This is a genomic window from Streptomyces achromogenes subsp. achromogenes (assembly GCF_000720835.1).
Lineage (GTDB): Bacteria > Actinomycetota > Actinomycetes > Streptomycetales > Streptomycetaceae > Streptomyces > Streptomyces achromogenes.
This window is the reverse complement of the sequence record NZ_JODT01000017.1, coordinates 227,790-248,941: the sequence shown is the minus strand read 5'-3', so window position 1 is coordinate 248,941 and position 21,152 is coordinate 227,790. Positions and strand designations below refer to the sequence as shown.

General features: G+C 72.5%; 17 protein-coding genes. 9 read left to right on the top strand and 8 right to left on the bottom strand.

The annotated features are described in order from the left end of the window. Positions 1-22 precede the first annotated feature (22 nt). Positions 23-2,248 (top strand): catalase/peroxidase HPI, encoded by a 2,226-nt coding sequence (gene katG, locus IH25_RS0118970; RefSeq protein WP_030611371.1) that lies wholly within the window; start codon positions 23-25, stop codon positions 2,246-2,248. 81 nt (positions 2,249-2,329) lie between these two features. On the opposite strand, the gene IH25_RS0118965 is transcribed toward katG, so the two are convergent. Further along, positions 2,330-2,896 (bottom strand): GlcG/HbpS family heme-binding protein, encoded by a 567-nt coding sequence (locus IH25_RS0118965; protein ID WP_030611368.1) that lies wholly within the window; start codon positions 2,894-2,896, stop codon positions 2,330-2,332. A 190-nt stretch (positions 2,897-3,086) separates the two neighbouring features. Here IH25_RS0118965 and IH25_RS0118960 point away from each other — a divergent pair, with 190 nt between their 5' ends. Further along, positions 3,087-4,286 carry a sensor histidine kinase gene (locus tag IH25_RS0118960; RefSeq protein WP_030611365.1) on the top strand — a complete coding sequence of 400 codons (1,200 nt, stop codon included), beginning with the start codon at positions 3,087-3,089 and terminating at the stop codon, positions 4,284-4,286. Next, positions 4,283-4,936, top strand: coding sequence for a response regulator (locus tag IH25_RS0118955; protein ID WP_030611362.1), 654 nt, complete (start codon positions 4,283-4,285; stop codon positions 4,934-4,936). The genes IH25_RS0118960 and IH25_RS0118955 overlap by 4 nt, the downstream gene beginning before the upstream one ends. A 90-nt stretch (positions 4,937-5,026) precedes the next feature. On the opposite strand, the gene IH25_RS0118950 is transcribed toward IH25_RS0118955, so the two are convergent. Further along, on the bottom strand, positions 5,027-5,959 hold the full coding sequence (locus IH25_RS0118950) for a serine hydrolase (RefSeq protein ID WP_030611353.1): 933 nt from the start codon (positions 5,957-5,959) through the stop codon (positions 5,027-5,029). Further along, complete coding sequence (locus IH25_RS0118945) at positions 5,956-6,921, bottom strand: LysR family transcriptional regulator (RefSeq protein WP_030611350.1); 966 nt, start codon at positions 6,919-6,921, stop codon at positions 5,956-5,958. Before IH25_RS0118945 ends, IH25_RS0118950 begins: the two co-directional genes overlap by 4 nt. A 280-nt stretch (positions 6,922-7,201) precedes the next feature. On the opposite strand from IH25_RS0118945, the gene bla reads away from it, so the two are divergent. Both bla and IH25_RS0118935 read left to right on the top strand, forming a co-directional pair. Further along, positions 7,202-8,059 carry a class A beta-lactamase gene (gene bla / locus IH25_RS0118940; RefSeq protein WP_209445336.1) on the top strand — a complete coding sequence of 286 codons (858 nt, stop codon included), beginning with the start codon at positions 7,202-7,204 and terminating at the stop codon, positions 8,057-8,059. A gap of 202 nt (positions 8,060-8,261) precedes the next feature. Continuing rightward, complete coding sequence (locus tag IH25_RS0118935) at positions 8,262-9,830, top strand: carbohydrate-binding protein (protein WP_037655165.1); 1,569 nt, start codon at positions 8,262-8,264, stop codon at positions 9,828-9,830. 64 nt (positions 9,831-9,894) lie between these two features. Here the strand turns inward: IH25_RS0118935 and IH25_RS0118930 are convergent, their stop codons facing one another. The 5 genes from IH25_RS0118930 to IH25_RS0118910 form a co-directional block, all read right to left on the bottom strand. After that, entirely contained in the window at positions 9,895-11,895 is a 2,001-nt protein-coding gene (locus IH25_RS0118930; protein ID WP_030611339.1) for a non-reducing end alpha-L-arabinofuranosidase family hydrolase, read from the bottom strand. 186 nt (positions 11,896-12,081) lie between these two features. Further along, entirely contained in the window at positions 12,082-12,810 is a 729-nt protein-coding gene (locus tag IH25_RS0118925) for a hypothetical protein (RefSeq protein WP_030611337.1), read from the bottom strand. A 69-nt stretch (positions 12,811-12,879) separates the two neighbouring features. Then, a complete protein-coding gene (locus IH25_RS0118920; RefSeq protein WP_030611334.1) occupies positions 12,880-13,266 on the bottom strand; it encodes a VOC family protein in 387 nt (128 codons plus the stop codon). Positions 13,267-13,351: 85 nt separating this feature from the next. Next, a complete protein-coding gene (locus IH25_RS0118915; RefSeq protein WP_030611329.1) occupies positions 13,352-14,938 on the bottom strand; it encodes an amidohydrolase in 1,587 nt (528 codons plus the stop codon). Positions 14,939-14,949: 11 nt separating this feature from the next. Next, on the bottom strand, positions 14,950-16,425 hold the full coding sequence (locus IH25_RS0118910) for an APC family permease (protein ID WP_030611326.1): 1,476 nt from the start codon (positions 16,423-16,425) through the stop codon (positions 14,950-14,952). A gap of 221 nt (positions 16,426-16,646) precedes the next feature. Here IH25_RS0118910 and IH25_RS0118905 point away from each other — a divergent pair, with 221 nt between their 5' ends. The 4 genes from IH25_RS0118905 (at position 16,647) to IH25_RS43295 (ending at position 21,092) form a co-directional block, all read left to right on the top strand. Further along, entirely contained in the window at positions 16,647-17,255 is a 609-nt protein-coding gene (locus IH25_RS0118905) for a TetR/AcrR family transcriptional regulator (RefSeq protein WP_030611324.1), read from the top strand. A gap of 522 nt (positions 17,256-17,777) precedes the next feature. Next, positions 17,778-19,259, top strand: a complete 1,482-nt coding sequence (locus tag IH25_RS37610) for a CHAP domain-containing protein (RefSeq protein WP_245172824.1) — start codon at positions 17,778-17,780, stop codon at positions 19,257-19,259. Between the two features lie 220 nt (positions 19,260-19,479). Further along, positions 19,480-20,895 (top strand): transglycosylase family protein, encoded by a 1,416-nt coding sequence (locus tag IH25_RS37605; protein WP_157846987.1) that lies wholly within the window; start codon positions 19,480-19,482, stop codon positions 20,893-20,895. Further along, complete coding sequence (locus tag IH25_RS43295) at positions 20,892-21,092, top strand: hypothetical protein (RefSeq protein WP_157846986.1); 201 nt, start codon at positions 20,892-20,894, stop codon at positions 21,090-21,092. Before IH25_RS37605 ends, IH25_RS43295 begins: the two co-directional genes overlap by 4 nt. Positions 21,093-21,152 lie beyond the last annotated feature (60 nt).

Here is a 21,152-nt window from a genome sequence, read left to right as displayed (position 1 = left end):
CGCACAGTTCGGAAGGATTGCCATGACTGAGAACCACGACGCGATCGTCACAGACGCGAAGTCGGAGGAGGGGAGCGGCGGCTGCCCCGTCGCGCACGACCGGGCCCTGCACCCGACCCAGGGCGGTGGCAACCGTCAGTGGTGGCCGGAGCGGCTCAATGTGAAGATCCTCGCCAAGAACCCCGACGTGGCCAACCCCCTCGACGAGGACTTCGACTACGCGCAGGCCTTCCAGGCCCTGGACCTCGCCGCCGTGAAGCGGGACATCGCCGAGGTGCTCACCACGTCGCAGGACTGGTGGCCCGCCGACTTCGGCAACTACGGCCCCCTGATGATCCGTATGGCCTGGCACAGCGCGGGCACCTACCGCATCAGCGACGGCCGCGGTGGCGCCGGCGCCGGCCAGCAGCGCTTCGCCCCGCTCAACAGCTGGCCGGACAACGGCAACCTGGACAAGGCCCGCCGCCTGCTGTGGCCGGTCAAGAAGAAGTACGGCCAGAGCATCTCCTGGGCCGACCTGCTGATCCTCACCGGCAATGTCGCCCTGGAGACGATGGGCTTCAAGACCTTCGGCTTCGGCGGCGGCCGCGAGGACGTCTGGGAGCCGGAGGAGGACGTCTACTGGGGTCCCGAGACCACCTGGCTGGACGACAAGCGCTACACCGGCGACCGCGAGCTGGAGAACCCGCTCGGCGCCGTCCAGATGGGCCTGATCTACGTCAACCCCGAGGGCCCGAACGGCAACCCCGACCCGGTCGCCGCGGCCCGCGACATCCGTGAGACGTTCCGCCGCATGGCGATGAACGACGAGGAGACCGTCGCGCTGATCGCCGGCGGCCACACCTTCGGCAAGACCCACGGCGCCGGTCCCGCCGACAACGTCGGCCCGGACCCGGAGGCCGCCGGCCTGGAGGAGCAGGGCCTCGGCTGGCGCAACACCTACGGCACCGGCAAGGGCGGGGACGCCATCACCTCCGGCCTGGAGGTCACCTGGACGACCACGCCGACCCAGTGGAGCAACGGGTTCTTCAAGAACCTGTTCGAGTACGAGTACGAGCTGGAGCAGAGCCCGGCCGGCGCCCACCAGTGGGTCGCCAAGAACGCCCCGGAGATCGTCCCCGACGCGCACGACCCGGAGAAGAAGCACCGCCCGCGGATGCTCACCACCGACCTGGCGCTGCGCTTCGACCCGATCTACGAGCCCATCTCCCGCCGGTTCTACGAGAACCCGGAGGAATTCGCGGACGCCTTCGCCCGCGCCTGGTACAAGCTCACCCACCGCGACATGGGCCCGAAGTCGCTGTACCTCGGCCCCGAGGTCCCGGAGGAGACGCTGCTCTGGCAGGACCCGCTGCCCGAGCGCGAGGGCGAGCTGATCGACGACGCCGACATCGCCGCCCTGAAGACCAAGCTGCTCGACTCGGGTCTGTCCGTGTCCCAGCTGGTCACCACCGCGTGGGCGTCCGCGTCCACGTTCCGCGCCAGCGACAAGCGCGGCGGCGCCAACGGCGCCCGCATCCGCCTCGCCCCGCAGCGCGGCTGGGAGGTCAACGAGCCCGACCAGCTCGCCCAGGTGCTGCGCACCCTGGAGGGCATCCAGCAGGAGTTCAACGCCTCCTCCGGCGCCAAGAAGGTCTCCCTGGCCGACCTCATCGTCCTCGGCGGTGCCGCCGCCGTGGAGAAGGCCGCCAAGGAGGGCGGCTTCGCGATCGAGGTGCCCTTCACCCCGGGCCGGGTGGACGCCGGCGAGGAGCACACCGACGCCGAGTCCTTCGAGGCGCTGGAGCCGACCGCGGACGGCTTCCGCAACTACCTCGGCAAGGGCAACCGCCTGCCCGCCGAGTACCTGCTGCTCGACCGGGCCAACCTGCTGAGCCTGAGTGCCCCCGAGATGACCGCGCTCGTCGGCGGTCTGCGCGTCCTCGGCGCCACCTACCAGCAGTCGCAGCTCGGCGTGCTCACCAAGACGCCCGGCGTCCTCACCAACGACTTCTTCGTCAACCTGCTCGACATGGGCACGCAGTGGAAGGCGACCTCGGAGGACCAGACCACCTTCGAGGGCCGGGACGCGAGCACCGGCGAGGTGAAGTGGGCCGGCAGCCGGGCCGACCTCGTCTTCGGCTCCAACTCCGAGCTGCGCGCCCTCGCCGAGGTGTACGCGAGCGACGACGCCAAGGAGAAGTTCGTGAAGGACTTCGTCGCCGCGTGGAACAATGTCATGAACGCGGACCGCTTCGACCTCGTCTGACCGGTCCGGCCCGCTGAAACGGCGCGTCCGGGTCCACCCCCGCGGGGGCGGACCCGGACGCGCCGCCGTGCGCGGGCGGGGTCAGCGGCCGAGGACCGCCGCGCCCGCCTGCGCGTACCGCTCGTCCAGGTCGCCCGACGGGGCGCCCGCGACACCGATGCCCGCGACCGGCGCGCCCTTGGCGGTCACCGGCGCGCCGCCCGCGAGGAACAGCGTGCCCGGGATGTCCTTCAGGTTCGGCGCCTGCGCCAGCCGCTTGGCCAGCTCCGAGGTCGGCGCGTTCCAGGAGACCGCGGTGTACGCCTTGCGCTCCGCGGACTCGTACGACTGCGGGCCCGCGCCGTCCCCGCGCAGGGTGACCACGGTGTTGCCGTTGCGGTCGACGACGGCCACCGACACCTGCCGGCCGTCCTTCTCGGCCGCCTCCAGCGCGGCGCGCGCCGCCTTGACGGCCGCGTCCACGGACAGGTGCGTGCTCTGCGTCAGCTCGCCGCCCCGGGCCGCCACCGGCGCGGCGGCGGGCGCGGCGTCGGCGGAGTCGGCGGCGTTGGCGGCGACCGTGCCGACGACACCGGCCCCGACGACGGCCAGGGCGGCACCGCCCGTCAGGACGCGGGTACGACGGGACGGCTTCTTGCGACTGGGCATGCTGGGGACCTTCCGGTAGAGCCTGGGCGGGAGGCGGAACCGCTTCCCGGAACCGATCCTGCCGCCGGCCGGGGCCGTGTCCCGTCGGTGGACCGGTGGCCTGGGGGGTCATCCGATCGGATGACCCCGCGGCCCCCGTGCCCGGGCACAATGGAGGGTGTTTGCCCAGTTCAGCGCGGAGCCGAGGGAGGTGCCGGGGGTGGCCGCACCCGAGCGCGACGACACCCGCGCCCTCACCGTCGTCATGCACACGGCGTTCTTCGTGCTGCTGTCCGCGTCCGTCGCCCGCTACCTGGCCCGGCACGCCGAGGGGCCGCACACCCCCTGGGTGATCGCCCTGTCCGTGCTGCTGGCGGTGCTCTACGTCCTCGGCCCCGCCCTCGGCACCCGCCCCACACCGCGCCGGCTGGGCTGGCTCGGGCTGGTCGTGGCGGCCTGGGCGCTGCTCGTCGTCCTCGCCCCGAGCTTCGCCTGGTGCGCGGTCCCGCTCTTCTACACCGGCCTGCGCACGCTCCCGCCGCGCGCCGCGATCCCTCTGGTGGCGCTGCTGACCGCGCTCGCGGTGGCCGCCCAGCTGAGCCTGGCGGGCTGGGCCGACCCGAACGTGCTGCTGGCCCCGCCCGCGGTCGCCGCCGTGGCCACCACCGTGTTCGTCGTCATGCAGCGCCAGGCGGCCCGCCGGGACGCCCTGATCGCCGACCTGGTCCGCACCCGGCGCGAACTGGCCGCCACCGAGCGCCGCGAGGGCACCCTCGCCGAACGCGAACGGCTCGCCCGGGAGATCCACGACACCCTCGCCCAGGGCCTGTCCAGCCAGCGCATGCTGCTCCAGGCGGCCGACCGCCTGTGGGACAGCGCCCCCGGCACGGCCCGCGACCACGTCCGCACGGCGGCGGCCAGCGCCGAGCGCAGCCTCGCCGAGGCCCGCCGCTTCGTCCACGACCTGACCCCGGCCGACCTCGCCGAGGGCGGCGGCCTGCTGCGGGCCCTCAACGCCGTCGCCGAGCGCGAGACGACACCGGACCTCACCGTCCGCGTGCACACCGAGGGCAGCCCGCCCGCCCCGCTGCCCGCACCCGTGGAGTCCGCCCTGCTGCGCATCGCCCAGGGCGCCCTCGCCAACGTCCGCGAACACGCGGCGGCCACCACCGCCACCCTCACCCTGACCTGCCTGGACGACCAGATCGTGCTGGACGTCACCGACGACGGGCGCGGCTTCGACCCGCGCACCACCGCCGCTGCCGGATCCGGGACCGCCGCCGGGGAGCGCGGCCACGGCCTGCCCGCCATCCGTGCCCGGCTGCGCCAGCTGGGCGGCACCCTCACCATCGAGTCGGCACCGGGCGAGGGCACGGCCCTGTCGGCGGCGATCCCGTTGGAGCCGAGATGACCCACACCCCCGCCCCGGACGCCCGGACACCGGTGCGCATCCTCGTCTGCGACGATCACGCCGTCGTCCGCGCCGGACTGCTGGCGCTGCTGCACAGCGCGCCGGACATCGAGGTCGTCGGCGAGGCCGGCAGCGGCGAGGAGGCGCTCGCCCTCGCCCGCAGGACCGCTCCCGACGTCGTCCTGATGGACCTGCAACTGGGCGAGGGCATCGACGGCGTGGAGACCACCCGCCGGCTGCGCGCCGAGCCGGCCGCCCCGCACGTCCTGATCCTCACCACGTACGACACCGACGCCGACGTCACCCGTGCCGTCGCGGCCGGCGCCACCGGCTATCTGCTGAAGGCCGAGCGCGCGGAGGACCTGTTCACGGCGATCCACGCGGCGGCCCAGGGCCGCCCGGCGCTCTCGCCCCCGGTCGCCGACCGCGTGATGTCCCGGCTGCGCAACCCGCGCCCCGCCCTCACCCCCCGGGAGCGGGACATCCTCACCCACCTCTCCCGGGGCCTGTCCAACCACGCCATCGCCCGCGCCCTCTACATCAGCGAGGCCACCGTCAAGACCCATCTGCGGCGCGTCTACGACAAGCTCGGCGTCGACACCCGGGCGGGCGCGGTGGCGGTGGCGAAGGAACAGCGCCTGCTGTCCTGAGCGACCGAGCTGTGCCGAGCCACCGAGCTGTGGCGAGCGACCGGGACCGGCCGGGACCTGTCCGTCGAATCCCGGCCGTCCACCCCGGACTCAGCTCCGCAGGGCCTCGAACGCGTCCCGGCCCGCCGCCCCGATCGCCAGGTCGATGTCCGGTGCCAGTCCCGCGCGGCGGGTCGCGCGGGTGAGGGCCGCCATCGCCACCCGGTCCCCGGAGTCCGCCTCGACGACCCCGATCTCGTGCCGCAGATGCAGGAACGTGCCGGTCTTGCCGCTCCACCGCAGCGTGTCCGCGCGCAGTTCGCCCGCCAGCCGCTGGGTGAAGACCTGGTGCCCCATCAGCCGCCGCAGCTCGGCCGTCGCGGGAGGAGAGGCGATCTCGTCGCGCCACACCCGCTGGAGCAGGCCGACCAGCGCCGCGGCCGTGCCCGCGTTGGCGTGCGCCGGGTCCAGGGTCTCGATGGTGTGCCGGCCCGTTCCCTCGTCCCGGACGGCCAGCTCCAGGGCGAGGGAGAAGTCGTTCCCGGCGGCGCCGGCCGCGCACTCGTACAGGTGGTTCATCCGGTGCCGCACCCGGATCCCGTCGCACCCCCAGGCGCGCAGCCGCGCGTCGGCCTGCGCCGCCGGCACCAGGTCGAACAGGGCGTCCGCGGCGGCGTTGTCGCTCACCGACAGCATCAGCAGGAGCAGATCGCCGACGGCCACCGTGGCCGGGTGCCGGAAGGCGGCGAGCCCCGTGGGGCCGACGCTGCTGGTACGGGGATCCACCGTCACCGGGCGGGCCGTATCCAGCTCCCCGGCCGCGATCCGGTCCAGCACGACCAGGGCGAGCGGGACCTTGGCCACCGACGCCAGCGGCACCGGTTCGTCCGTGTCGAAACCGAGCTGCTCCCCGGTGTCGAGGTTGCGGGCGAGGAAGGAGCCGCGCACCCCCAGCGCGGCCCAGTCCTCGGCGATGGCCTCGGCGACGGCCGACAGGGCCGCGTCGCCGCCGGTGTACACCGGGCGGTGTGCCGCCGCGCTCATCCGCGTGCCGCCAGTCGCGCGGCGGTGTCCTCGCGCCCGGCCGCCGGCTCCGGCCCGCCCCGGTGGGCCGCGGCACCCACCGCCGAGGCGAGCAGCGCGGCCAGCCAGTCCGGTACGGCCGCCGCGCCGTCCCGGCCCGGGGCGGCGCGCACGTCGTAGCCCCGGTGCAGGGTGCGGTCGGCCAGCGGTGCCCAGTGGGCGCCGTGCTGCCGGGCGAACGGTTCGGCGCACAGCAGCAGCGCGTGCCCGGCCAGGGTCTCGGCGAGCGCGCCGGCCGCCGGTCCGGCCGGCCGGATCCGCTCCTCGGGCAGCCCGGCGCGCGCGGCGGCCCGCGCCAACCGGTCCTCGAAGTACGGCACTTGGTCCTCCGTCAGCAGCAACAGGGGTGGGCGGGCGGCACGTGCGGCGCCCCGGCCGCGGCGGGGCCGCAGCTCCTCCAGGTGCAGCGTGCGCCGGGCGGCCCCGCCGTCCGCGACCGGCGCGGACGCCAGCCCCAACGGCACCTGGAACGCCGCCTGTTCCGGCGCGGTGCGCACCAGCGCGTAGCCGAGCGAACCGTCCGCCAGCCCCGACGCCCGCTCCAGCGGCGGCAGTTCCCGTATGCCGAGGGTGAGCCCGCGCTCGGTGCCGGCGCGCAGGGCCCGGGCCAGCGCGGCCGGGGCGCAGTCCGCGGGGACGCCGAGGGCGCGCACCGGCGAGCGCCGGGCCGAGCGGGCGACCTGTCGCAGCCGCTGCGCCCGGTCCAGCACGTCCCGGGCGTAGGGGAGCAGCAGCACCCCCAGCTCCGTGGTCTCGATCTGCCGCCGGGACCGGTCGAACAGCGGGCCGCCGAAGTACTCCTCCAGCGTCTTCACGCGGCGGCTGAGCAGCGGCTGGGCGATGCCGAGCCGGTCGGCGGCCCGGGAGAAGCCCGCCTCCTCGGCCGTCGCCACATACGCCTCCAGGTGTGCCAGTAGATCCACCCGGCACTCATATCAATAAGGCATGGGAACTTCAAAGTTTCCTCTTGGACATGGGTGCCCTCGCGCTGTTTCGCTGTACCCGTCGAAGACCGGCACCGACGACGTACGTCCCGGGAGGAGTACGCCCATGTCCAGCACGCCCCTGTTCAGTACGACCACGTCCAGTACGCACTTGACCCGTACGGTCACATCCGGCGCGACCGCGTCCGCCGCCGACGGCCCCGCCCCGCTGCCGCGCCGCCGTCTGCTGCGGACCGGCCTCGGCCTCACCGGCGCCGCGATGGCCGCCACGGCGCTCTCCGCGCCCACCGCGTCCGCCGCACCACGCTCCGGCCGGGCCGAACCCGCCGAGTCGGCCGAACTGGCCGAGCTGGAACGGCGCTACGGCGCCCGGCTCGGCGTGTACGCGCGCAACGTCCGCACCGGGCGGACCGTGGCCCACCGGGCGGGGGAGCGGTTCGCGATGTGCTCGACGTTCAAGGCGTTCGCCGCGGCGGCGGTGCTGCGCGACCACGGCGACCGCGCTCCGCTGGACCGGGTGGTGCACTACCCGCCGCGTGACATCCTGCCGAACTCCCCGCGCACCCAGGAGAATCTGGAAACCGGCATGACCGTGGCCGGGCTGTGCGCGGCGGCGATCCAGTACAGCGACAACGCGGCCGGCAATCTGCTGCTCCGGGAGCTCGGCGGCCCGGCCGGGCTCACCCGTTTCCTCCGGTCGCTCGGCGACACGGTGAGCCGGCTCGACCGCTGGGAGCCGGAGCTGAACACCGCGATCCCCGGGGACGTGCGGGACACCACGACGCCCGAGGCGATCGCCGGGAGCCTGGAGCGTCTCACCCTGGGCCGGGCGCTGCGCAGGGCCGACCGGCAGCGGTTCACCGGCTGGCTGAAGGGCAACACCACCAGCGAGGAGCGGTTCCGCAAGGGACTGCCGCCCGCCTGGGTGGTGGCGGACAAGACCGGGACCGGGGACTACGCGACCGCCAACGACATCGGGGTGGCCTGGACGACCCGGGGGACACCCGTGGTGCTGGCCGTGCTGTCGGACAAGAGCGCCAAGGACGCCCCGGTGGACCAGGCGCTGATCGCCGAGGCGGCGGCCGTCGTCGCCCGTACCCTCGCCCCCGGCGAGTAGCCGACGGACTGTCATTCACCATTCTGAATAGAAATCATGTACGCGGCAGTTGACGTGTGCATGACTGCTCCTTACTGTCGGGAAGGTCCAGAGGGAAAGCGCTTTCCGGTCACGGTTCACCATGCCACGACCGGCCGCCGTGTTCACCCCTCTGGACCACTCGCACCCGCACTGCCGAGTCGACCCGCAGGGAGACAAGCCGATGCACATGAGACCAGCCATCGCGTGCGCCGGGCTGCTGACCGGCGCGCTCGTCGCGCTGACCGGCACCACGGCCCAGGCCGTGACCACCCGGTACGAGGCCGAGAACGTACCCGCCGTCTGCACCGGGACCATCGACTCCGACTGGACCGGCTACTCCGGCAGCGGATTCTGCAACGCCACCAACGCCTCCGGCGCCTACGCCCAGTTCACCGTGAACGCGGCGAGCGCCGGCACCGCGACCCTGAACATCCGCTTCGCCAACGGCTCGGCCACCGCACGGCCCGCGACCGTCGCCGTCAACGGCACCACGGCCGCCACCGCCAGCTTCGAGACCACCGGCACCTGGGACGGCTGGACGACCAAGACGCTCACCGTGCCGGTCAAGGCGGGCGGCAACACCGTACGCCTCACCCCGACCACCTCCGACGGCCTGCCCAACCTCGACCACCTGGAAGCCGACGTGGCGACGGCGGCGGCCGGCAGCGTGCTCTACGTGTCACCGACCGGCACCGACGGCGCGGCCGGCACCGAGTCGGCCCCGACCACGCTCACCTCCGCCATCAGCCGGATCACCCCCGGCGGCACGATCTACCTGCGCGGCGGGACCTACCGCCAGTCCGCCACGGTCACCATCCCGGCCGGCAGCGACGGCACCTCCGCCGCCCGCACCACCCTGTCCGCCTACCCGGGCGAGAAGCCGGTCCTGGACTTCTCGGCGCAGACGGAGAGCCCGTCCAACCGGGGCGTCCAGCTGTTCGCCGACTACTGGCGGCTGTACGGCCTCACGGTCCAGCACGCCGGTGACAACGGCATCTACGTCGGCGGCAGCAACAACGTCGTCGAGCGGGTGGTGACGGCCTACAACCGCGACACCGGGCTCCAGCTCGGCCGGATCGCCTCCAGCACCCCCAGCTCCCAGTGGCCGGCGAACAACCTGATCGTCAGCTCCGAGTCGCATGACAACGCCGACTCCGACGGCGAGGACGCCGACGGCTTCGCCGCCAAGCTGACCACCGGCACCGGGAACGTCTTCCGCTACGACGTCTCCCACCACAACATCGACGACGGCTGGGACCTGTACACCAAGACGGACACCGGCGCCATCGGCCCGGTGACCATCGAGTACTCCCTCTCCTACAACAACGGCACGCTGAGCGACGGCACCGTCAACACCAACGGCGACCGCAACGGCTACAAGCTCGGCGGCGACGACATCCCCGTCAACCACGTCGTCCAGCACAGCATCGCCTACAAGAACGGCCACCACGGGTTCACCTACAACAGCAACCCGGGCACCATGACGATCTCCAACAACCTCGGTGTCGACAACGCCGAGCGCAACTTCTCGTTCGACAAGGGCACGTCGGTGTTCCGCAACAACACCTCCTGCCGCTTCACCGGCAGCGGCTCCAACGACAAGACGGTCGGCAGCGCCGACAGCTCCAACCAGTTCTGGACCGGCTCCAACGGCTCCCGCTGCTCCTCGTACGCGGGCGCCCTCGGCTGGTCCTTCGCCTCCGACGGTCGCCTCGCGGTGACCTTCGGCGGCAGTGTGGTCAACCCGTAACCGGCGTAGGGCGGTTCGGGAAGAGCGGGACGCCGTACCGGACGGCGTCCCGCTCTCGCCGGTCTCAGCAGTGGGAGCCGGTCTGGGTGAGCAGGCCGAGCCGCCACGGCAGGCTGTTGTAGTCACCGCTCGCGTTCGGGTCCATGCCCTGGTACAGGTACTGGAGCTTGCATGCGGGGATGGTCAGCGTCTGGTCGTATCCGGCGCGGATCATCTCGCCGTGACTGATGTCCTTCGTCCAGGCGCCCGACGGGAAGGTGACGTTGTTCGCCCGGGCGAACGGATTGCTCTCGGAATCGGCCAGCGGGGACCAGGACCCGGCCAGGTCGGAGGAGGTCCAGGAGCGGAAGTAGCGCCGGCCGTCGGAGCCGATCGCCTCCACCAGCATCAGGTACTGCTTGCTGCCCTTCACCTTGTAGATGTTGCTCGCCTCGAACAGCGCGTACCTGTCGGGGTCCTGGGCGGCGATGACGGTGTTGGTGAAGCCGTTCGGGAACTGGCCGACGGTGGTCTGCGAGCGGTAGAGGTGCCCGTTGTCGTCGGAGGAGAACAGGTAGCAGTGGGCGCTGTCGCAGATCACCCACATGTCGACCCAGTAGCCGTTGCCGATGTTCTGCTTGATGATGTCCGGCATCTCGGGGTAGAAGTCGCGCGGCGCGCTCCAGCCGTCGGGGTTGGAGATGTCCTTGTTGGTGGAGTACGACGCGTTGCCCGTCTGGTAGACCAGGTACCACAGCTTCTGCGGCGCGTAGTAGAACACCTGGGGCGCCGCCCGGTAGCCGCTGCCGATGGCCGTGCGGTCCAGGTAGTGGTGGGTGGCCGAACCCGCCTGCGACCAGTCCTTGAAGCTCAGGTAGACGAGGTTGTAGCCGGAGGCGCTGGCCACGCTCGCGAACACGTGGTACTTGCCCTTGTAGCGGACGACGGACGGGTCCTTGATCCCGGCGATCTCGTGCGTCGCGTCGGACTTGGGGGCGATCAGCTGCTTGCTGGAGGACCAGCTGAAGCTCGACGGCAGCCCCTTGTGCGGGGCCGGTGCCGCGCCCGTGCCGCCGAGCGCGGACAGCACCGCGCCGTACGCGGCCTTCTTGTTGCCCGCGCCGTCGAACAGCAGCGGGTTCTCGCCGCTGCGCCAGGAGTCGCTGTCGCGGATGCCCCACACGGTGATGCCGGTACAGCGGGCGACGCTTCTGCACGCCTTGACCGTGTCCGCGTACGCGGTGGCCGGTGCCTGGGCGATGTCCAGCTCGGTGATCTGCACGTCCACGCCGAGGGCGGCGAAGTTCGCCAGCGTGCTCCGGAAGCTCGCCGGCGGGCCGGAGGTGCCGAAGTGGCTCTGGAAGCCGACGCAGTCGACGGGCACGCCACGGGACTTGAAGTCGCGCACCATGCGGTAGACGGCCTGGGTCTTGGCGTCCGACCAGTTCTCGATGTTGTAGTCGTTGTAGCAGAGCTTGGCCGCGGGGTCGGCGGCGCGGGCGGTGCGGAAGGCGTCCTCGATATAGCCGTCACCGAGGACGTTCTGGAAGACGGAGGCCCGGCGCGCCCCGCTGCCGCCGTCGGCGAACGCCTCGTTCACCACGTCCCAGGCGTAGATCTTGCCCTTGAAGTGGGACGCCTCGGTGGTGATGTGCTGCCGCATCACGGAACGCAGGGTGGCGGCGTCGGTGATCGAGCCGACCCAGCCCGGAAGTTGGGAGTGCCAGACCAGGGTGTGGCCGCGTACCCGCTGCCCGTGTGCGACGGCATGGCCGACGATCTGGTCGGCGGCGGTGAAGGTGAAGGAGCCCCGGGTGCGTTCGGTGGCGTCCCACTTCATCTCGTTCTCGGGGGTGACCGCGTTGAACTCCCGGTCCAGGATCGTGCTGTAGGCGCCGTCGCCGAGCCGGCCGGCGGCCACCGCGGTGCCGAAGTACCGCCCGGACTGGGCGGCTTGGGCGCCGAGGGTGTCCGCCTGCGCGGGGGCGGGCCGGGCGTCGGCCGTTCCGGCCACCGCGAGGGTGGCGGCGGCGAACGCGCCCACCAGGGCGACCAGGCGCCTGCCTGACCACGGGGGACGTTTCATGGTTCTCCTCGTACGACGATCGTTGCGGGCGGTCGTGTCATGAGCCTGTCAGTCAAGGGCGCCAATCTGTTCGATATCACGAACAGTGATCGGTGCTCTGGATGTCCGTGATGATAAGAGGGGTTACGGTGTCGTCAACACCCCTCGCATCATTCGAGGTTGGCAGCGAAATGTTTCGAAAGAGGGTCAGCCGACCGGATCACCCGGGGACACGGGAAGCGCCTCCAGGTCCGCCGCGGCCAGCAGCTCCGCGATCAGTTCCGCCGAGCCGCCGACGTAGGTGCTGACCAGATCCACGTCACCGCCCAGCACCCAGGCCCGGTCCTGCGGCCACCACAGGTCCGGCAGTTCGGCGAACTCGTCCAGCGTCACCGGGGAGACGGCGTCGGCGAGCCGGCCGGCCAGCAGGACCTCGTCCCGGCCCGGCGTCCCGAACGTCGGGAACCGGTCCCAGGCCCAGCGGCCGTACCCGTGCCAGAGCCCGAACCAGCACCGCTCGGGCGTGCCGGTGTGCCGGGCCAGCACGGGCAGCAGCGCCTCGGCGACCTCGGGCGGGGTCGGCCCCTCGGCGGGGTGTTCGTCCCACACGCCGGGCAGGCCGGGTTCGGATGCGTTGAGGTAGTCCTCGCCCACCCCGACGATCTCGTGCCAGCGGCTGACGGGCGTCACCCGCGTCCCGTGGGCGGCGGCCACCGCCGACCAGCGCACCGGCCGCTCGTCGAGCCGGGCCGGGTGCAGGATGCGCGCGTACGCCGCGAAGCCCGCCGCGGCGACACCCGCCACCGCGCCGAACGCCCCCTGCCCGGGCCCGCCTGCGGTGAGCCAGTCGGCGGGGGAGAGGTCGGCGGCCCGTACCCGCAGCCGTCCGTACCACTCGGGGGCGGGGGCCTGGTCGACCAGGGAGAAGTCGTTCACCTGCCCAGTGTGCCGCAGGCGGGCCGGGGGCCGACGCCCCGGCCCGCCCTCGCCCCGGGACCGCGCCGGTTACACGTGGCTGCCGTACGGGCGCGTGATGATCTCCATGCCGTGTCCGGCGGGGTCCATGAAGTACACCCCCCGGCCGCCATGGTGATGGTTGATCTCGCCCGGCTGCTTGCCGTGCGGATCGGCCCAGTAGGTGATCCCGGCCGCCCGGATGCGGGCGAAGGCCGCGTCGAACTCCTCCTCGGAGACGAGGAAGGCGTAATGCTGCGTGACGATCGACTCCGCCGGGATCGTGGCGAAGTCCAGGGTCACCCCGTTGCCGGTGGCGACGGGGATGAACGGGCCCCACTCGGTCCCGATCCGCAGATCCAGGATGTGGGCCAGGAACTCGGCGGACTCCCGGTTGTCCCGGGCGTGGACGATGGTGTGGTTCAACTCGACTGACATGAGTGGAATGCCTCCGAGGGCAATCTCACGGGCACCTCCATGCCTCACCCGGACGGTGACCGACACGCGATGCCGTACGCCGATCCTATCGGACCGGTCCGGCCGGCCCCCGGTGCGCCACATGTCCTCCGGTCACCGTCAACACCACGGGAGCGTCGGTGAGTTCGTCGGTGGGCGCGTGTACGGGGTCGATGGCCAGTGCGGTCAGGTCGGCCCGGAAGCCGGGCGCGATCCGGCCGGCCGCGGCGGCCTCCCCGGCGGCCGCCGCGGCGTGCGTGGTGCAGCCCTCCAGCGCCTGCTGCGCGGTGAGCCCCGGCCGGTGCGCCGCGGCGCCCTTGGGGCGGCGGGCCGTCGCCAGCACCGCCCGCACGTCGTAGTGCGCGATCGGCCAGTCCGAGCCGAGGGCGACCGTGGCCCCGGCCTCCCGCAGATCCCGCAGCCGCCAGGCGCGGGCGGCCCGGTCACCGCCCAGCCGGCGCGACCACTCATCGGTGCCGTCGTCACGGGTGTAACCCGTGTGCGGCGGTTGCAGGGAGGCCGCCACGCCCAACTCGGCAAATCGGGGCAGCAGTTCGTCGGGCGCGGTCTCGATGTGCTCGATCCGGTGCGCACCGTGCCCGCCCGGACCCAGCGAGGCCACCGTGTCCAGGACGTGCCGGACGGCGGCGTCCCCGATGGCGTGCGTGGCGGTGCGCACCCCGGCCGCGTGCAGGGTGCGGACGGCCTCGGCGTACGCGCGCGGGTCCGGCCAGAACGCGTCGGTGCCCTGCCCGTGGCAGTCGGGGTGCTCCAGCCAGGCCGTGCCGCCCTCCACGGTGCCGTCCATGAAGAACTTGACCCCGCCGACCACCCAGTGCCGCCCGCCCCGGCCCTGCGCCTCGATCAGCTCGCGCAGCGCGTCGGCGTCCGCGCCCGGCATGCACCAGGGCGCGAACCGCAGCCGTACCGGCAGCACCGTCTCCCGCGCCACCGCCTCCACCAGCTCCAGGTCCCCGCCGTCCATCACATGGGCGCCGGTCAGCCCGGTCGCCGCCATAGCGGACAGCAACTCCAGCAGCCGCGCCCGCCGTTCACCGTACGAGGGCCGGGGCACGACACCGGTGACCAGGTCCATCGCCGCGTGCTCGACCAGATGCCCGGTGGGCCGCCCCGAGGCGTCGCACACCACCTGGGCGCGCTGGTCGAAGGCGCGCGGCCCGGTCACCCCGGCGGCGGCCAGCGCGGGGCCGTTGACGAGGGCGGAGTGGCCGTCGTACAGGCGCAGGAACGCCGGGGTGTCGCCCAGCACGTCCGCCACCAGCTCATGGTGGACCGGGCGGCCCTGGAACGCGTTGTGGTCCAGCCCGTAGCCGACCACCCAGCCCCCGGTCCGCTCGGCGCGGGCGAGCGCCGCGCGCAGCCCGGCCAGGTCCGTCACGCCGGACAGATCGGTGCCGGTCGCCATGTCGAGCCCCCACACCGGGTGGCTGTGCGCGTCGGTCAGGCCCGGCACCAGGTGCGCGCCGCGCAGATCGACGATCCCGGTGCCGGGGCCGCGCCAGTTGCGGACGTCGTCCGCCGTGCCGACGGCGGTGATCAGCCCGTCGCGCAGGGCGACGGCCGTGGCGGTGGGGCGGGCGGGGTCCAGGGTGCGGATCCGGGCGCCGGTGAGGACGAGATCGGCAGCGGGCATGCCGTGAACTCCTAACGGGAAGAGGGCTGTTCGGTCGGTTCGGTGCCGAAGGTGGCGTAGACGCCCGGCCGGTGGCGGCGCAGCCACCACGCCAGCGGCAGGCCGAGGACGAAGACGGCGGGTGCGGCGACGACGAGCACGACGTTCACGGCACGTGGCGCACCGGTGAACAGGTCGATGTGGGAGACCACCAGCACGATCGCGGTCGCCAGCAGCACCGCGGCGAGGGCGGGGGCCAGCACCGTGCGCACCCGGCCCTCGCTGTGCCGTACCCGCCGGAAGTAGCGGAACACGGCGAGCGCGGCCAGCAACTGGAGCAGCAACAGGCCGATCATCCCCGGGGTGTTCACCCACAGCAGCAACTGCTGGTACGGATCGGCGTCGGCCGCCCGGAAGGCGAGGACGACCACGGCGCCGAGCGCGGTCTGCGCCACGCCGGCCAGGTAAGGGGAGCGGTGGCGGGGGTGGACGCGGCCCAGCCGGCGGGGCAGCACACCCTCCTCGGCCAGTGCCAGCGCGTAGCGGTTGATGGCGTTGTGGAAGGCGAGCAGCGAGGCGATGACGCTGGTGACGATGAAGACGTGCATCAAGTCGGCGGCCCAGCCGCCCACATAGGTGGTGATCGCCGTGAAGAAGAGCCCGGCCGGATCCTTCCCGGCGGCCTGGACGGCCCGGTCGTCACCGAACGCCTGGACGGCGATCCAGACGGTGAACGCGTAGAACAGGCCGAGGAAACCGACGGCCGCGTAGGTGGCGCGCGGGACAGTACGCGCGGGGTCGCGCGCCTCGCGGCGGTAGATGACCGTCGACTCGAAGCCGGTGAACGCGGCGAACGCGAAGGCGAGGACGGCCGCCGTGCCCGGCACGAACACATGGGCCGGGGCGAGCGAGGACAGGGAGAGGCCGTGCGCGCCGCCCCGCACCAGCACCCCGCCCGCGAGCAGCACGAGTATCCCGGTCTCGGCGACCAGCAGGACCCCGAGGAGCTTGGCGCCGAAATCGATCGAGCGGTAGCCGCCGTAGCCGATCAGCACCAGACCGGCCAGCGACACCGGCAGCCAGGGCACGTCGGCGCCGAAGAGGGCGTGCGCGGTGTCGCGGGTGGTGGTGGCGAGGAGGCCGTAGACACCGATCTCCATGCCGTTGTAGCCGACCAGGGCGAGCAGGGCGGCGCCGATCCCGGCCGGCCGGCCGAGGCCCCGGGTGATGTACGCGTAGAACGCGCCGCCGCTGGTGACATGGCGGCTCATGGTGGTGAAACCGACGGCGAAGACGGCCAGGGTCAGCCCGGCCAGCAGATAGCCGACGGGCGCGCCGACACCGCCCAGCAGGAGGGCGAGCGGGGCGACCCCGGCCATCACGGTCAGCGGCGCGGCGGCGGAGACGACGAAGAAGGCGATGTCGGCGGTGCCGAGGGTGCCGGACCGGAGGCCGGGCGCGTCGGAAGGCGCCTCCTCCTCCGGGAGTTCGGCGGTGCTCACGGACATGCGGGGGCCCTTCTGACAGCGGAGGGGAGGGGGTCCCGGTGGTGGGGCAGCGGGGTTCGCGGGGCGCCGTCGGGCGCGGCCGGGGTGGGCCGTCCGAGCCGGCGTGTTGCGGGTGCACGAGGGGATGGCGGGCGCCCGGAGCCGTAAACCTAAAGGCTTTCGGTTTCCGCAATGTAACCTGCCGTCGGGCATCCGGGAAGACCTCAGGGGGACCGCTGACCATGGGACGGCCGCGCACACCGCTCCTCGACCGCGAGCGCATCACCACCACGGCGCTGCAACTCATCGACGAGACCGGTGACTTCACCGTGCCGCGGATAGCCCGCGGGCTCGGTGTGCAGACCGGCTCGGTGTACCACCACGTGGACGGCCGGGACGGCATCGTGGAGCTGCTGCGCGAGCGCGTCTGCGCCGCCATCGACCCCGCCACCCTGGAACTGACCCCGTGGGACGCGGCCATGGAGGCCTGGGCACGGTCCTACCGGGCCGCGTTCGCCGCCCACCCCCGGGTGATCCCGCTGCTGATGACCTCGCCCGTCCGCGCGCCCCGGGTCCTCGCCCAGTACGAACGCGCGGTGGGCGTCCTGCTCGCGGCCGGCTTCGAACCGGCCACGATCATGCCGCTGATCGTCGCCCTGGAGAACCTGGTGCTGGGCTCGGCTCTCGACCTGGCGGCCCCCGAGGCGATGTGGGAGCTGGCGGGCGGCACGCCGACCCCGCGCCTGGCCGAGGCCCTCGCGGCGGCGGGCGACGGCCGCGCCGACCGCGCCTTCGAAGTGGGGCTCACGGCCTTCCTGAACCACGCGCGCGCCCTGCGGGAGGGGCGGTAACAAGGGCTCCTGACCTGAAGCTGCCAGACAGCTCGGTGCCAGGCCGAAGTCCTTCCGGCGGCACGCACGGGACGGCAAGGTAGTGATCACAAGGACGGCGGCGGGCCCGGGGCCAGGACGCACCAGGACCCCGCTGCCCTTGCCCGCACGTCGAGCCGACCCGAGAAACGAAGGAACACCATGTCGCGCATCACCAGCCTCCGCGCCGCCGCCGAGCCCGTCATCGGCTGGGGCTGACCACGATGCGCGTGGTGCCGGCCTCGCTGACCGGCGCCGTCGCAAGCTGACCACAGGGCCCGAGGGCGCACAGCGCCCCCGCCCCCCGAGCGCGGCACCGACGTCCGTCTCTTCGTACGCGCCACCGCCGGCGTACCCGCCCTCACGCTGACGCGTCCGCGCCTCTACAGCGCCCGGCACGCCGCCGCCCGGGGCCACCCGCCCGCCGCCGGCTGATCCGGCGCACCCGACTTCTTCCCCATCCCTTCCCAGGGCACCGCCATGCCCGTCGTCAGGAGTACCCTCATGCCCACCACCGCCCTGCCCCGCACCGTCAGGACCGGCCTCGCCTCCCTCGTCGTCGCCGCCGCGCTGACGGGCCTCGCCACCCTCCCCGCCCAGGCGAACGAGTTCACGGACATGGCGACCCTCGCCAAGAGCCAGAACGGCAACGGCCCCTGCGCGGGCGGGGGTTACGACAACGGACTCAACCAGAACAACAGCTGCGACGGGCACGGCGGCCAGTCCCACGCCTGGTGCGCGGACTTCGTGGGATGGGTCTGGTCCCACTACAACGTGCAGGGCCAGAGCGTGCTCACCGACGCCGCGGCCAGCTTCTACCAGTACGGCCAGAAGTACGGCACCCTCTCCAGCACCCCGCACGTCGGCGACGCCGTCGTCTACGGCTACACCAACGGCTGGGCGCAGCACGTCGCCCTCGTGACCGGCGTCAGCGACGGCGTCGTCACCATCACGGGCGGCAACCAGGGCCACTCGGTGAACCCCGAGGGCATGGTCTCGACGAACTCGACCACGTCCTACCGGGTCGGTGACGCGCCCTGGGGCCAGCGGATCAGCGGCTACATCTCGCCCAAGCTCCAGCAGGCCACCCCGCCCCGCGTCACCCTCTCCGGCGCCACCGGCACGGTCTCCGGCGTCGCGAACCTGACGGCGACCACCTCGGCCGGCACCTACGACGTCGCCTCCGTGCAGTACTACGTCGACGGCGAGGCGGTCAGCGGCAAGCTCACCAAGGCCCCGTACGCCTACGACCTCGACACCAGCGCCTTCCCCGACGGCAAGCACATCGTGTCCGCCGAGGTCACCGACGTCAACGGCAACACCGGGGCCTCCCGCAGCCAGATCATCACCTCCAACGGCGAGGCCACCTCCACCTTCCACGCGGACTTCAACGGCGACGGCAAGGGGGACATCGCCGTCCTGTACGACTACGGGCAGGAGGCGGTGACGGCAAGGACGACGTCGGCATTCTGTACAACAACGGTGAGCAGTCCGACGGGAGTTACAAGACCGGTGACGGCAAGGACGACGTCGGCATTCTGTACAACAACGGTGAGCAGTCCGACGGGAGTTACAAGACCGCCCTGTGGACCCTCACCAGCACCGGCACCGACTTCGCCAACCCGTCGAAGAAGTGGGACAACGTCTCGGCGAACTTCGGTTCCTGGAACTGGGACCCGCAACAAGTCGGCGCTGTGGACCTTCACCAGCACGGGTTCCGACTTCGCCAACCCCTCCCGCAAGTGGGAGTCGGGCACGGGCAGCTGGAACGCCGACACCAGCAAGCTCACCGCCGGTGACTTCGACGGCGACGGCAGGACCGACGTCGGGGTGCTGTACGGGTACGGCCGCCAGGACGACGGCACGAACCGTACGGGTCTGTGGAAGTTCTCCAGCACCGGCACCGGCTTCAACGCCCCGGTCATGTCCTGGGACAGCGCCGCCGGCTTCGGCAGCTGGAACTGGAAGGCCAGCAAGCTCGGCTGACGCATGACGCATGACGCATGACGCATGACGCATGACGCGCTGAGGCGGTGAGTCGGCGACGCCCGGCCGCCACCGGAAACCCCGGCCGGCCGGGCGTTCCGCGCCCACCGCACCGCGGCCACACCGCCTCTCGCCACACCCACGGGCACCGTGCCCGCCCGCGCCCCACGCGCACCCACCACCGCCCTCACCGGCCCCGCCCGCCCCAGGAGAGACCCTCATGTCCCGCCGCTCCCGTCTGCTCACCGCCACCGCGCTCGCCGCCTCCGCCGGAATCGCCGGCACCCTGCTCACCGCCGGAACGGCCGCCGCGGCCTCCGTCACCACCTGGGACAAGGTCGCCGCGTGCGAATCGGGCGGCAACTGGTCCATCAACACGGGCAACGGCTACTACGGCGGCCTGCAGTTCTCCCAGTCGACCTGGGAGGCCTACGGCGGCCTGGCCTACGCCGGGCGCGCCGACCTCGCCACCAAGAAGGAGCAGATCCTCATCGGGGAGAAGGTCCTCGCCAGACAGGGCGAGGGCGCCTGGCCGGTCTGCGGCCCGGCCGCGAACCTGGGCGCCGACCACACCGACCCGTACCCCGACCCGGTACCGCCCACCTCCAAGGTCACCGGTCCGGCCGCCGGCTCGGTGCTCACCGGCACGGTCACCCTCACCGCGTCCGTGACCGACGCCGTCGGCACCCCCACCCAGGCCACCTTCTACGTCGACGGCGACGCCGTCGGCACGGACACCGGCGCGGGTCCCGCGTACAGCGTCACGCTCGACACGGCGACGCTCGCCGACGGCGCGCACACGGTGACCGTACGAGCCGTCAACGACGCCGGACAGACGGGTCCGGCCTCGGACGGGGTCTCCTTCCTCACCGCCAACCGGGCCCAGACCGCCCGCACCACCGGTGACTTCAACGGCGACGGCAAGGACGACATCGCGGTCCTCTACAACAACGGCCAGGCCGCCGAGGGCGGTTACCGTACGGCCCTGTGGACGTTCACCTCCACCGGTTCGGGCTTCGGCCAGCCCGTGAAGAAGTGGGACAACGTCTCGGCGAACGCCGGTTCCTGGAACTGGGACCGTTCCAAGCTCGTGGCCGGTGACTTCAACGGCGACGGCAAGGACGACGTCGGCGTCCTGTACAACAACGGAGTCTCCCAGACCGGCGGTTACGGGACCGCGCTGTGGACGTTCACCAGCACGGGCAGCGGCTTCGGCAACCCGTCGAAGAAGTGGGACAGCACCACGACGGCCGACTCCTGGAACTGGGACCGCTCCAAGGTGGTCGCCGGTGACTTCAGCGGCGACGGGAAGGACGACATCGCGGTCCTCTACAACAACGGCCAGGCCGCCGACGGCACCAGCAAGACCGCGCTGTGGCGGTTCGCCGCCACCGGCACCGGCTTCGACCAGCCGGTCAGGGTCTGGGACAACGTCTCCGCGAACGTCGGCTCCTGGAACTGGGACCGCTCCAAGGTGACCACCGGTGACTACAACGGGGACGCCAGGGACGACATCGCGGTCCTCGCAACAAGTCGGCGCTGTGGACCTTCACCAGCACGGGTTCCGACTTCGCCAACCCCTCCCGCAAGTGGGAGTCGGGCACGGGCAGCTGGAACGCCGACGCGAGCAAGGTGACCGCCGGTGACTTCGACGGTGACGGCAGGACCGATGTGGGGGTGCTGTACGGGTACGGTCGTCAGGACGACGGCACGAACCGTACGGGTCTGTGGAAGTTCTCCAGCACCGGCACCGGTTTCAACGCCCCGGTCATGTCCTGGGACAGCGCCGCCGGCTTCGGCAGCTGGAACTGGTTCTCCAGCGACCTCGCCTGATCCCGGGCGTCGGCCCGTCGCTCGCTCGTACCACCCGGCCCCGTCCCACGCCTCGGCGCG

Coding starts and splice junctions, on each gene's coding strand:
- katG (WP_030611371.1), top strand. CDS start 23: ATGACTGAGAACCACGACGCGATCGTCACAGACGCGAAGTCGGAGGAG.
- IH25_RS0118905 (WP_030611324.1), top strand. CDS start 16,647: ATGGGACGGCCGCGCACACCGCTCCTCGACCGCGAGCGCATCACCACC.
- IH25_RS0118930 (WP_030611339.1), bottom strand. CDS start 11,895: ATGAAACGTCCCCCGTGGTCAGGCAGGCGCCTGGTCGCCCTGGTGGGC.
- IH25_RS0118915 (WP_030611329.1), bottom strand. CDS start 14,938: ATGCCCGCTGCCGATCTCGTCCTCACCGGCGCCCGGATCCGCACCCTG.
- bla (WP_209445336.1), top strand. CDS start 7,202: ATGGCCGCCACGGCGCTCTCCGCGCCCACCGCGTCCGCCGCACCACGC.
- IH25_RS37605 (WP_157846987.1), top strand. CDS start 19,480: ATGTCCCGCCGCTCCCGTCTGCTCACCGCCACCGCGCTCGCCGCCTCC.
- IH25_RS0118935 (WP_037655165.1), top strand. CDS start 8,262: ATGCACATGAGACCAGCCATCGCGTGCGCCGGGCTGCTGACCGGCGCG.
- IH25_RS37610 (WP_245172824.1), top strand. CDS start 17,778: ATGCCCACCACCGCCCTGCCCCGCACCGTCAGGACCGGCCTCGCCTCC.
- IH25_RS0118910 (WP_030611326.1), bottom strand. CDS start 16,425: ATGTCCGTGAGCACCGCCGAACTCCCGGAGGAGGAGGCGCCTTCCGAC.
- IH25_RS0118955 (WP_030611362.1), top strand. CDS start 4,283: ATGACCCACACCCCCGCCCCGGACGCCCGGACACCGGTGCGCATCCTC.
- IH25_RS0118950 (WP_030611353.1), bottom strand. CDS start 5,959: ATGAGCGCGGCGGCACACCGCCCGGTGTACACCGGCGGCGACGCGGCC.
- IH25_RS0118965 (WP_030611368.1), bottom strand. CDS start 2,896: ATGCCCAGTCGCAAGAAGCCGTCCCGTCGTACCCGCGTCCTGACGGGC.
- IH25_RS0118920 (WP_030611334.1), bottom strand. CDS start 13,266: ATGTCAGTCGAGTTGAACCACACCATCGTCCACGCCCGGGACAACCGG.